A 12182-nucleotide genomic window follows, 5' to 3' on the forward strand; every position below is an offset into this window, starting at 1 on the left:
CCGCCCCATTTCTATTTAACATGAAGGGAGGACAGAAAACCATGCCATCCAAAGCTGAATTTTACCGGCAGATGGCCGAGCAGGTATCGACCCGGCTTGTGGGAAGCTGGAAAGAATGGACAGCCTTTCTCACTACTGCCGCCCGCCTCTACAAATACCCATTCCATGAACAGATGATGATTTACGCCCAGCGCCCGGACGCCACCGCCTGCGCCGAGTACGACCTGTGGAATGAAAAAATGGGACGGTATGTGCGCCGTGGCTCCAAGGGTATCGCCCTGGTGGACGATTCCGGCGACAGGCCCCGCCTGCGCTATGTGTTCGATATTTCCGACACCGGGACCCGTGAACATTCCCGCACCCCCTGGCTGTGGCAGCTGGAGGAACAGCACATCGGGCCTGTGTCGGCCATGCTGGAGCGCAACTACGGTGTTGCCGGTGACGATCTTGCCCAGCAGCTCACCGATGTGGCCGGAAAGCTGGCGAGTGAGTATTGGGACGAGCATCAGCAGGACTTCCGCTACATCGTTGACGGTTCGTTCCTGGAGGAGTACGATGAACTCAACATCGAAGTCCAATTTAAGTCCGCCGCCACCGTCAGCATTGCCTACGCCCTGATGTCCCGCTGCGGACTGGATACGGAACAATATTTCCAGCATGAGGACTTCATGCCGATTTTCGATTTCAATACCCCGGCCACGGTTGGGGCGTTGGGAGCGGCGGTCAGCCAGATGAACCAGCAGGTGCTGCGGCAGATCGGCGTCACCATCCAGAACTATGAGCGCGAACAACTCGCGGAAAGGAGCGTTACACATGGAGAACAACCTGACTTACACGAGGAACGGCGATTACCTGATTCCCGACCTGAGCCTGAGCGAACAGCCGGAGAAGCCCCTGGGCAAGTACGGCAGGATGCGGAAAGCGTACCTGAAGGAACACCGGCCCCTGATCTACAACCAGCTGCTGCTGACCGAGAAGCTGTACCCGCACCTCATCGAGATCGACGAGACGGCGAACAGCCGTCTGGAGCAGATGATGCCCCAGCTGGCGGAGTCGGCGGGCGCGACGGAGGAGCTGAAAGCCCGCGATCCGATGCGCTGGGTGGGTCTGATGAACACCTGCAAGGCCCAAGTGGAGGAGATTTTGATGGCGGAGCTTATCAACAGCTAACCCTAAACCTGTTCCTCTCCGAAGCGGAACAAATCCAAAGAATAGATGAAGCAGAGAATGTGAAAACATCCTCTGCTTTTTCTTTTGCCCAAGAACAGCCGCAGCCGGACCCGGCTGTGTGGGAATACAACGGTGTCAAGGAGCGACACCCGGATGATATGGTCCTGTATCAGATGGGCGATTTCTTCGAGATTTATGGCGAGGACGCCAAAGAAGCCGCGCCGGAGCTGGGGTTGCAACTGGTCTCCCGTGCTATCCCTGGCGGTGGCCGTGTGGAAATGTGCGGGTTCCCGGCAAACCGGCTGGAGCAGTACCTGGAACAGCTCAGGGCCAAGCATGATGTGACGGTCTCCGCCACCCTGGAGGGCAGCACCCAGCGCCGGGAGTATTCCGTCCTCTCTATCGACCATGAGGCCGAACAGGACATCAACGCCCATGAAGCGGAGTATGGTGCTGACGGGTTCCGGGCGTTCCGGGACGAAGAAGCCATCCAAGCCGCCACCCTCCGGGAGCTGCATGAGCAATACAAGCCCATCGTGCTGGAGGCTGTTACCCAGGACACCAGATACCGGAACGCCTGCGGACACAGTGATTACGAGAACGCCGTGATTGAGGGCAACGCCGCTATTCGTCGTGCTGTCCTGGGGTCCAGCAATATGGGCCTGCTTCGTCTCTATTCTGACACCCCGGAGTTCCGGCAGCGCCTGCACCGGGAGGTAATCGACGAGACCTATCCCAAACTCCATGAGCTGCTGCGCCCTCTTTCGGACAATGACATTGACCGGGCTATCCAGGAGTGGAACGGCAAGATCGAGAGCAAACACGCCGTTGTTCGCTACATGAGGGACCATGCACGGGAGAAAGACACCGCTGCGTGGCTGGCCCATGAGTTTGACGGCGGCGACGGCAAAACTCCGTTTGCGGTCCGACCGGAAAGCCCCGAAGGAACGGTGCTGCCCTGGCCCAAGGTACAGCGCCGGATCGCCCAGCTCATCAAGGAGGATCGGTTCTACACCGAAGCGGAACAGGACCGATTTGACAACATCGACCCCATCGCCATCCGGGATGCGCTGGCCGAGCGCGGCATTGTGAATGGCGAGCTGGTGGACGAGGAAAAGCTGGATAATGACCCGTTCATCCAGCGTGTTATGGCAGATGTGGAGCAGATTGCCGCTGAAGAACAGGAGCAGTCGAACCAACCGCTCTCCGATGCCGAGTATGCCCGAAAGAACCTCATTCCGGGCAAAACCACCTTTGCGTTGGATGGACGTACTTTCCAGATCAGCAAGCTGGAACCGGATATTGGCCGGGTAGAGCTGCAAGATGTGACCTTTGCAAATGCGGTGGGATTCCCCATCTTCCGGGTGGAGCCGATTTCAGTGATCCGTCAGCATTTGGAGCAGGAACTGGAACCGCCTACACCTGCCGCCCAGCCGGAGAAAACCCTGGATGAGGTGCTGGACGAACACCCCGTTTCCATCCAGGTAAACGGCGAGTGGCAGACTTTCCCTAATGTCAAAGCTGCCGAGAAAGCCTCCTATGAGGAATACAAGGCCAATCTGCGTCGCACCGCCGAGAATTTCCGTATCACTGACGATCACCTGGGCGAAGGCGGCCCCAAGGCCAAGTTCCAGGCCAATGTCGAGGCAATCAAGCTGCTGAAATACCTGGAGGAAACCACCGGGCAGGCAACGCCGGAACAGCAGAAAATCCTTTCCCGGTATGTGGGCTGGGGCGGCCTTGCCGATGCTTTTGACCCCGACAAGGAAAGCTGGAGCAAGGAATATGCCCAGCTGAAGGAGCTGCTGACCCCGGAGGAATACGCTGCTGCCAGAGGTTCCACCCTCAACGCGCACTACACCAGCCCTACGGTCATCAAAGCGATTTACGAGGCTGTGGGCCGCATGGGATTTGAGACCGGCAACATCCTGGAGCCGTCCTGTGGTGTAGGCAATTTCTTCGGTATGTTTCCGGAGGAAATGCGAAACAGCCGTCTTTATGGCGTGGAGCTGGATTCCATCAGCGGGCGGATTGCCCAGCAGCTCTACCCCAAGGCCGACATCACCGTGGCAGGGTTTGAGACCACCGACAGGCGGGATTTCTATGATCTGGCGGTGGGTAATGTTCCGTTTGGCCAGTATCAGGTTCGGGATAAAGCCTATGACAAGCTGAATTTCAGCATTCATAACTACTTTTTTGCCAAGGCGTTGGACCAGGTGCGTCCCGGTGGCGTGGTGGCCTTTGTCACCAGCCGCTATACGATGGACGCCAAAGATTCCACCGTGCGCCGGTATCTGGCCCAGCGCGCCGAGCTGCTGGGGGCTATCCGTCTGCCCAACAATGCGTTCAAGGCCAATGCCGGGACCGAGGTTGTATCGGACATCATCTTCCTCCAAAAGCGAGATCGCCCGCTGGACATCGTGCCGGAGTGGACGCAGACCGGACAGACCGAGGACGGCTTTGCCATCAACCGCTATTTCCTGGACCACCCGGAAATGGTGCTGGGCCGACAGGAGCCGGAAAGCACCGCACACGGCATGGACTACACCGTGAACCCCATCGAGGGCCTGGAGCTGGCCGATCAGCTGCATGATGCCGTGAAGTACATTCGCGGCACCTACCAGGAGGCCGAGCTGCCGGAGCTGGGCGAAGGCGAAGCCATCGACACCTCTATCCCCGCTGACCCCAATGTGAAGAACTACTCCTATACCGTGGTGGACGGAGCTGTGTATTTCCGGGAGAACAGCCGCATGGTGCGCCCCGATCTCAACGCCACCGCCGAGGCCCGCATTAAAGGCATGGTGAGGCTGCGGGATTGTGTCCAGGAACTGATCGACCTGCAAATGGACGCAGCTACACCGGACAGCGACATTCGTGAGAAACAGGTGGAGCTGAACCAGCTCTATGACGATTTTTCCACCAAGCACGGCCTTATCAATGACCGGGCAAACCGGCTGGCCTTTGCTGATGATTCCAGCTACTATCTGCTCTGCGCGCTGGAAGTCATTGACGAGAATGGCCAACTGAAGCACAAAGCAGATATGTTCACAAAGCGCACCATCAAGCCCCATGAGGCGGTGACTTCCGTGGACACCGCAAGCGAAGCTCTGGCCGTATCCATCGCGGAAAAGGCCCGTGTGGACATGGAGTATATGGAACAACTCACCGGCAAGACCATTGACGAGCTGGCCGCCGAGCTGCAAGGCGTGATCTTCCGTCTGCCTGGGCCTGTGCCGGAGGGAGAACGGCCCACCTATGTGACCGCCGACGAATACCTTTCCGGCAATGTTCGGCGCAAGCTCCGTCAGGCACAGCGAGCCGCACAGCAGGACCCGGCCTTTGCCATCAATGTGGAGGCCCTGACCGCCGCCCAGCCCAAAGACCTGGACGCTTCGGAGATCGAGGTGCGCCTGGGCGCTACCTGGATTGACAAGAAGTACATCCAGCAGTTCATGTATGAGACTTTCAACACCCCGAACTACCTTCAACGCGCCATCCAGGTCAACTATACCTCCTATACCGCCGAGTGGCAGATCACGGGCAAAAGCTCTGTCTCCGAAAACAATGTGGCGGCCTACACCACTTACGGAACCAGCCGTGCCAACGCCTACAAGATTCTGGAGGACAGCCTGAATCTGCGGGATGTCCGCATTTACGACACCGTGGAGGACGCAGACGGCAAGGAACGCCGGGTGCTGAACGCCAAGGAGACCACTCTGGCCGCCCAAAAGCAGCAGGCCATCCGGGACGCTTTCCGTGATTGGATTTGGAGGGACCCGGAGCGCCGCCAGACCCTGGTGCGCCAGTACAACGAGGAAATGAACTCCACCCGGCCCCGTGAATACGACGGGTCCCACATCACCTTTGGCGGCATGAACCCGTCCATTACCCTGCGGGATCACCAGCTGGGTGCTATTGCTCATGTGCTGTATGGCGGCAATACACTATTGGCACACGAGGTAGGCGCTGGCAAAACCTTTGAGATGGTGGCCGCTGCGATGGAATCCAAGCGCCTGGGGCTATGCCAGAAGTCCCTCTTTGTGGTGCCGAACCACCTGACAGAACAGTGGGCATCGGAGTTTCTGCGGCTTTATCCCTCTGCAAAAATCCTGGTCACGACCCGCAAGGATTTTGAGACCCACAACCGCAAAAAATTCTGTGCCAGAATTGCCACCGGAGACTACGATGCCGTTATCATCGGACATTCGCAGTTTGAAAAAATCCCCATCAGCCGGGAGCGCCAGGAACGGCTCCTCTACGAGCAGATCGACGAGATCACCGAGGGTATTGCTGAGGTGCAGGCCAGCGGCGGTGAGCGTTTCACGGTCAAACAGCTGGAACGGACCCGCAAATCCCTGGAGGCCAGACTGGAAAAGCTCCAGGCTGAGAGCCGCAAGGACGATGTGGTGACTTTTGAGCAGCTTGGCGTGGACAGGTTATTTGTCGATGAAGCTCATAACTACAAAAATTTGTTCCTTTACACAAAAATGAGGAATGTGGCGGGCCTCTCCACCAGCGATGCCCAAAAGTCCAGCGATATGTTCGCCAAGTGTCGCTACATGGACGAGATCACCGGCAGCCGAGGGGTTATCTTTGCCACCGGCACCCCGGTCAGCAACTCCATGACCGAGCTTTACACCATGCAGCGGTATCTCCAGTATGACCGCTTGCAGGAACTGAGTATGACCCACTTTGACTGCTGGGCGTCGCGCTTTGGTGAAACGACGACGGCGCTGGAGCTGGCACCGGAAGGCACCGGCTACCGGGCGCGCACCCGCTTCTCCAAGTTTTTCAATCTCCCGGAGCTGATGAACCTGTTCAAAGAGGTGGCGGACATTAAAACCGCCGATCAGCTTCATCTGCCCACCCCGGAGGTAGAATACCACAACATCGTGGCCCAGCCCACCGAGCAGCAGCAGGAAATGGTGAAGGCGCTATCCGAGCGTGCTTCCCTGGTACACAGCGGCACGGTGGACCCCTCCCAGGACAATATGCTCAAGATCACCAGCGATGGCCGCAAGCTGGGCCTGGACCAGCGCATTATCAATCAGGCGCTGCCGGACGAACCCGGCACCAAGGTCAACCAATGTGTCGCAAACATCATGCAGATCTGGCGAGACGGCGAGGCTGACAAGCTGACCCAGCTGGTGTTCTGCGATATTTCCACGCCCCAGGCGGCCCCTTCCAAAAAGGCAGCCAAGGCGCTGGACAACCCCACGCTCCATGCGCTGGAACAGGCTGTGCCGCTGGAAGAGCCGGAGCCGGTCTTTACCATCTACGAGGACATCCGGCAAAAGCTCATCGCCCAGGGGATGCCCGCCGATCAAATTGCCTTTATCCATGAGGCCAACACCGAAGTGAGGAAAAAGGAACTGTTCGCCAAGGTCCGCACCGGCCAGGTGCGTGTCCTGCTGGGCAGCACCGCCAAGATGGGCGCTGGCACCAATGTGCAGGACCGGCTTGTGGCGCTCCATGACCTGGACTGCTCGTGGCGGCCGGGAGACCTTGCCCAGCGCAAGGGCCGTATCGAGCGCCAGGGCAACCAAAATCCCCTGGTCCATGTGTACCGCTATGTGACTGAGGGAACCTTTGACGCCTATTTGTGGCAGACAGTGGAGAACAAACAGAAATTCATCAGCCAGATTATGACTTCCAAATCGCCGGTGAGAAGCTGCGACGATGTGGACGAAACGGCATTGTCCTTTGCCGAGATCAAGGCCCTGTGCGCCGGAGACCCCCGTATCAAGGAGCGCATGGACCTGGATGTGGAGGTCTCCAAGCTGAAGCTGATGAAAGCCGACCACCAGAGCAAGCAGTATCGTCTGGAGGACCAGCTGCTGAAATACTTCCCGGAGGAAATCGAAAAGCACAAGGGCTTTATCCAGGGGTTTGAGGCAGACCTGGAGACCCTGGCCGCCCATCCTCACCCGGAGGATGGCTTTGCCGGGATGGAGATCCGGGGCGATGTGCTGACCGACAAAGAAAACGCCGGTGCAGCCCTGCTGGACGCCTGTAAGGAGGTCAAAGGCTCCGAACCGGTGCAGATCGGCAGTTACCGGGGCTTTACTATGTCCGTGGAGTTTTCCGCTTGGAAACAGGAATATACGCTCCTGTTGAAAGGCCAGATGACCCACCGGGCAAGCCTCGGCACAGACCCACGCGGCAACCTGACCCGCATTGACAATGCGCTCTCTCAAATGCCCCAGCGCCTGGAGGCGACCAAGGCCCAGCTGGACAATCTGTACCAGCAGCAGGCCGCCGCCAAGGAGGAAGTTGGCAAGCCTTTCTCTTATGAGGATGATCTGCGGGTAAAGTCCGCCCGTCTGGTGGAGCTGGACACGCTTCTGAATCTGGACGGCAAGGGCCGCTCTCAGCCGGAGTCCGTGATTGCCAAGAGCGCACGGCCCTCGGTGCTGGACAGCTTGAAGCGTCCGGTGCCGCCCCGCAGCCCCGAAAAGAAACCGAAACAGCATGAGGAGGTGCGATAACATGAATACCAACGATCTGAATACGGCCCTCTATGAGAAGATGGCCGCTGAACAGGACAAATACCGGGACTGGCTGAAAAGCCAGCCCCCGGCAGAGGTCCTGAACCATGCCTATGAGTACACTGTTCGGGAGGACATCGTGATGGCGATGGAGCAGCTGGAGCTGACCGACGCCCAGGCCCAGGCCCTCTTGGATTCGCCCACACCGCTGGCCGATGTGTACCGTCACTTTGAGAAGCTGGAGACCGGCTACATGGATGTGATCCGGGACAGCATTGAGAACCGGGCCGATGATGCTTGCAAGGCCCAGGCGGAGCTGCGGAAAGCCGCCATTTACCCTCACTCTGCTGTGTATGCGAAAGAGCATGGGGAGCTGGAACAGTACCGGGCTTCCAATAACGCCAATCTCCAATGCAAGGAGGCCATTGAAGCAGCGGTGCGGGAACACTTCGACGGGATGTATCTCAGTCACGATGCCGCCAAGGGTGTAATTGAGACCTACGGCATGGACCGGGTCATGCTGGTCCTTGCCAACACCGTCCAGCTCCAGGACTGGGATGGGCGCTACTCGCCCCGCAACAAGGAATGGGCAAAGACCATCCCCAACTACAACTCCGATACCGTCCGGTGTGGGTATGCCCTGAACAGCCACCCTGCTGTTTTGAACGGGTTTATTGATCTGGTGCGCGAGGAACATCTGCGCCGCCAACCCTTGACGGCAGGGGACATCCAGGCAGAGGCAGAACGGATTTTGCGGGAGCTGCGCGCACCGGATATGCCGAACAGCCCCCACGGGACCCATTACATGGCCCGCATTTCCCCGGAGTTTCTGAATCGTGCCGGGAGCAAAGACCATGATCGGCTGATGAATCTCCTGCCGTTTCGCAGTCTGGCGTTTACCGGTATGAAGGGACTTCCTGGGACCTATGCCACCATCCTGGCCAGCGAGGACCGCTCCAAGGAGCTGCGCCAGCCCCGGCCTTCTGTCCGGGAGCATTTGAAGCAGGAACCGAAACAGGCAGCCCCCAAAGCTCCGGGCCATAAGAAACGGGAGCCGGAACGGTGAGCGCCCCAAAGCGCAAACGGGAGGTCCAGGTGAATTTTCGGGTCTCCCCGGAGGAGCTGGCGCTGATCGAGCAGAAAATGTCCCAACTTGGGACGAAGAACCGAGAAGCCTATCTGCGGAAGATGGCCCTGGACGGTTATGTGGTGCAGCTGGACTTGCCGGAGCTGAAGGAGCTGGTGTCTCTGCTGCGCCGGAGCAGCAACAACCTGAACCAGCTCACCCGCCGAGTGCATGAGACCGGGCGTGTCTACGACGCTGACCTGGAGGATATAGCCCAGCGTCAGGAACAGCTATGGGAGGGCGTGAAGGAAATCCTGACCCAGCTCTCCAATCTATCGTGACCGGGGTATATATCCCATCTGCGGAGGGAGGAACGGCGTTCTTTTCGCCGCGCCTCCCTCCGCTTTTTCTTTTTGTCCGCATCCTTGCCTTTTGACAGGGCTTGCCGGATAATAAAGGCAGATAGCAAAATGTTCTCACATCTCACAAAGGAGTTGAGATACCGATGTTGACCTTTGAAAAGGTTTTAGAGATTTTCGAGGACTATCTGGCGCAGGATATGGAGCTGGAAGTCTACAAGAGCCGGTACGGATATGTCTGCGTGTCCTTCAACGGCTCGCCCCCGGACCCGCCCTATTGCGAGGGTGATGTGTGCCGGACCCCGGAGGAACTGTTTAACCATCTGCTGGTTGAGTACGAATCCTTTGCCTCCATTCAGCTGACAAAGGGACGCCGGGAAGAAAACGAGGCCGACGAGGAACAGGTCCGCCGTCTGTGCCAGAAGTATTTGGATCGTCGAGAGGAGGCCATGAAATGACCGTATTGAAGCTGATTATGAAGATTGTGATTGCGCCGGTGATCCTGCTGCTCACCCTGGCCATCTGGATTTGCGTGGGGCTGGTCTATGTATCTGGCCTGGTGCTGGGGCTGCTCAGTACGGTGATCGCCCTGCTGGGCGTGGCCGTCCTGATGACATACTCCCCGCAGAACGGCCTTATTCTGTTGGTAATCGCGTTTCTCATAAGCCCCTTTGGGCTGCCGAAGCTGGCCTTTTGGCTGCTGGGCAAGGTGCAGGATTTGAAATATGCAATACAGGATTTGGTTTACGGTTAAAAAGACACCCTCTCCCGTTGGTGGAGAGGGTGTTCGGCTTATGATAAGACCTCCGGCGAAGCTCGTCGGAGGTCTTATGGTTCCAGATTATCTTCTTTGAAAAGTGGCGAAGCAAAAAAGGTGTCTATTCCAATTCCCAGCCCCTGGCACATCTCATGGATGATCCGCAGCTTCACGGAATCGTAAGAACAGTTGATGATATTGCCGATGGTGGACTTGGGAACACCGCTTTTCATATACAGCTGATACTGCGTCATCTTACGCTCCTCCAGCAATTCTGAAAGGCGTCTGCTGACCGCCTGATTTAGCTTCAATCGCACTCACCGTCCCTGTCCCTGTACTAAAGTTATTATATGGGCAGGCGTGTGAAAATTAGTCCCTGTACCTGTACTAATGGCGCTATTTGCGCTATGATGGAATCAGGGGTGTTTTTATGACTGTGACCTTTTGCGGTCATGCACAGATTTCGCAGAGCAAGAAAATTGAGCAATGGTTATGCGATGTTACGCAGAAACTGATTGAGCAAGGCGCGATTACCTTTTACCTGGGTGGCTATGGAGCTTTTGACAGCTTGGCAGCGTCTGTTCTGAGATCGCAGAAAAAGCGGTATCCACAGATTGAGCTGATTCTTGTCTTGGCCTATCTTAACACCGGGAGAGACACTTCCGGTTACGATAGCACGGTGTACCCACCGCTGGAGACTGTGCCGCGCCGTTTCGCAATTTCGCATAGGAACCGCTGGATGGTAGAATCCGCTGATGTGGTAGTAGCGTATGTCCTCCATGATTGGGGTGGAGCTGCCACAACGCTGCGGTGCGCCAAACAGAAAAAGAAACAGATTATTTCATACCGTGACGAGATGGGCAGCTGAGGCTGCCCATTTTTTTGAAGGGAGGGAAACTTCATGGCAACCACACGCATCATACCGCTGCATATCGGCAAGGGCCGGACCGAGAGCCGAGCCATCAGCGCGATTATCGACTATGTGGCCAACCCGCAAAAGACAGACCACGGCAGGCTCATCACCGGCTATGAGTGCGACAGCCGCGTGGCCGATGCCGAGTTCATGCTGGCCAAGCGCCAGTATATTGCCGCCACCGGACGGGTCCGTGGCGCGGACGATGTGATCGCCTACCATGTTCGCCAGTCCTTCTGTCCTGGGGAGATCACCCCGGAGGACGCCAACCGGCTGGGCGTGGAATTTGCCAAACGGTTCACCAAGGGCAAACACGCCTTTATCGTCTGCACTCACATTGACAAGGCCCATGTCCATAATCATATCATTTGGAGTTCGGTCAACCTGGACTGTGACCGGAAGTTCCGCAACTTTTGGGGCAGCACAAAAGCCGTCTGTCGATTGAGCGACACCATCTGCATTGAGAACGGACTGTCCATTGTTGAGAACCCAAAGCCCCACGGTAAAAGTTACGACCAATGGCTGGGCGATCAGGCGAAGCCCTCCCATCGGGAATTGCTCCGTGCTGCCATTGACAACGCCCTGGCACAAAAGCCTGCTGACCTGGACGAGCTGCTGAAGCTGCTCCGGGAATCCGGCTGTGAAGTGTCCAAGCGCGGAAAATCCTACCGTTTGAAGCTCCCTGGCTGGGGTAAAGTGTCCCGCTTGGACAGTTTGGGCGACGGCTACACCCTGGAGGACCTGCTGGCTGTCCTCGCCGGACAAAAGGAGCATACACCCCGTCGGAAGCTGGTCAAGCAAGCAGATCCGCCGAAGGTCAATCTGCTGGTTGACATCCAGGCAAAGCTCCAGGCTGGAAAAGGTGCCGGATATGCGAGATGGGCCAAGGTCTTTAATCTGAAACAGATGGCACAGACCGTAAACTATCTCACGGAGCATAACCTGTTGGAGTATGCGGTTCTGGAGGAAAAGGCTGCGGCAGCCACGGCCCACCATAATGAGCTATCCGCAAAAATCAAGGCAGCGGAGAAACGCATGGCGGAGATCGCCGTCCTGCGGACCCATATCATCAACTATGCCAAAACTCGTGACACCTATGTGGCCTACCGGAAGTCCGGTTACTCCAAGAAATTCCGAGAGGAACATGAGGAGGAAATCCTGCTCCATCAGGCTGCTAAAAATGCCTTTGATGATATGGGGGTCAAGAAGCTCCCCAAAGTTAAGGAGCTGCAAGCTGAGTACGCCCGGCTCCTGGATGAAAAGAAAAAGACCTATGCCGAGTACCGGCGCTCCCGTGAGGAAATGCGGGAGCTGCTGGCGGCAAAGGCCAATGTGGATCGGCTTATGAGTATGGAGAAAGAAAGGCAAGTAGAACAAGAGAACGAACGCTAAGAATACTAATATTTTAATAATAAGAACAATAAAGAAG

At 57.1% G+C, this 12182-nt stretch carries 9 protein-coding genes and 2 pseudogenes; 9 read left to right on the plus strand and 2 right to left on the minus strand.

Annotation, left to right across the window (positions count from 1 at the left end; translation table 11 throughout):
- Window positions 1-11: 11 nt before the first annotated feature.
- Window positions 12-815: a hypothetical protein gene (locus G614_RS32800; protein ID WP_044917926.1), complete on the minus strand. Its 804-nt coding sequence runs from the start codon at window positions 813-815 to the stop codon at window positions 12-14.
- Between G614_RS32800 and G614_RS32805 the strand changes: the two genes are divergently transcribed.
- From G614_RS32805 to G614_RS0115250, 7 genes and pseudogenes are all read left to right on the plus strand, one after another.
- Window positions 814-1170, plus strand: coding sequence for a TnpV protein (locus G614_RS32805; protein ID WP_027642640.1), 357 nt, complete (start codon window positions 814-816; stop codon window positions 1168-1170). The genes G614_RS32800 and G614_RS32805 overlap by 2 nt on opposite strands.
- Window positions 1171-1343: 173 nt before the next feature.
- A pseudogene (locus G614_RS34475) lies at window positions 1344-1463 on the plus strand (hypothetical protein); the annotation flags it as partial.
- Between the two features lie 795 nt (window positions 1464-2258).
- Window positions 2259-7658: an SNF2-related protein gene (locus tag G614_RS27630; protein ID WP_242828104.1), complete on the plus strand. Its 5400-nt coding sequence runs from the start codon at window positions 2259-2261 to the stop codon at window positions 7656-7658.
- Window position 7659: 1 nt separating this feature from the next.
- Window positions 7660-8361, plus strand: a pseudogene (locus G614_RS0115235) (DUF3849 domain-containing protein); the annotation flags it as partial.
- Between the two features lie 359 nt (window positions 8362-8720).
- Window positions 8721-9065 carry a plasmid mobilization protein gene (locus G614_RS0115240; protein WP_027642642.1) on the plus strand — a complete coding sequence of 115 codons (345 nt, stop codon included), beginning with the start codon at window positions 8721-8723 and terminating at the stop codon, window positions 9063-9065.
- Window positions 9066-9229: 164 nt separating this feature from the next.
- A complete protein-coding gene (locus G614_RS0115245) occupies window positions 9230-9541 on the plus strand; it encodes a hypothetical protein (RefSeq protein WP_027642643.1) in 312 nt (103 codons plus the stop codon).
- Entirely contained in the window at window positions 9538-9837 is a 300-nt protein-coding gene (locus tag G614_RS0115250) for a CD1845 family protein (protein ID WP_027642644.1), read from the plus strand. The genes G614_RS0115245 and G614_RS0115250 overlap by 4 nt, the downstream gene beginning before the upstream one ends.
- A gap of 74 nt (window positions 9838-9911) precedes the next feature.
- Here the strand turns inward: G614_RS0115250 and G614_RS0115255 are convergent, their stop codons facing one another.
- Window positions 9912-10151 carry a helix-turn-helix domain-containing protein gene (locus G614_RS0115255; RefSeq protein WP_027642645.1) on the minus strand — a complete coding sequence of 80 codons (240 nt, stop codon included), beginning with the start codon at window positions 10149-10151 and terminating at the stop codon, window positions 9912-9914.
- Between the two features lie 119 nt (window positions 10152-10270).
- Between G614_RS0115255 and G614_RS0115260 the strand changes: the two genes are divergently transcribed.
- Window positions 10271-10708, plus strand: coding sequence for a hypothetical protein (locus G614_RS0115260; protein ID WP_027642646.1), 438 nt, complete (start codon window positions 10271-10273; stop codon window positions 10706-10708).
- 33 nt (window positions 10709-10741) lie between these two features.
- Entirely contained in the window at window positions 10742-12145 is a 1404-nt protein-coding gene (locus G614_RS0115265; protein ID WP_027642647.1) for a relaxase/mobilization nuclease domain-containing protein, read from the plus strand.
- The last annotated feature ends 37 nt before the right edge of the window (window positions 12146-12182 follow it).

Origin of the sequence: [Clostridium] clostridioforme AGR2157 (assembly GCF_000424325.1) — a bacterium.
GTDB lineage: Bacteria > Bacillota > Clostridia > Lachnospirales > Lachnospiraceae > Enterocloster > Enterocloster clostridioformis_A.

Bases quoted from the DNA above. Each gene is read 5' to 3' on its own strand.
- G614_RS32805 (WP_027642640.1), top strand. From the start codon at position 814: ATGGAGAACAACCTGACTTACACGAGGAACGGCGATTACCTGATTCCC.
- G614_RS32800 (WP_044917926.1), bottom strand. From the start codon at position 815: ATGTGTAACGCTCCTTTCCGCGAGTTGTTCGCGCTCATAGTTCTGGAT.
- G614_RS0115245 (WP_027642643.1), top strand. From the start codon at position 9,230: ATGTTGACCTTTGAAAAGGTTTTAGAGATTTTCGAGGACTATCTGGCG.
- G614_RS0115250 (WP_027642644.1), top strand. From the start codon at position 9,538: ATGACCGTATTGAAGCTGATTATGAAGATTGTGATTGCGCCGGTGATC.
- G614_RS0115260 (WP_027642646.1), top strand. From the start codon at position 10,271: ATGACTGTGACCTTTTGCGGTCATGCACAGATTTCGCAGAGCAAGAAA.
- G614_RS0115265 (WP_027642647.1), top strand. From the start codon at position 10,742: ATGGCAACCACACGCATCATACCGCTGCATATCGGCAAGGGCCGGACC.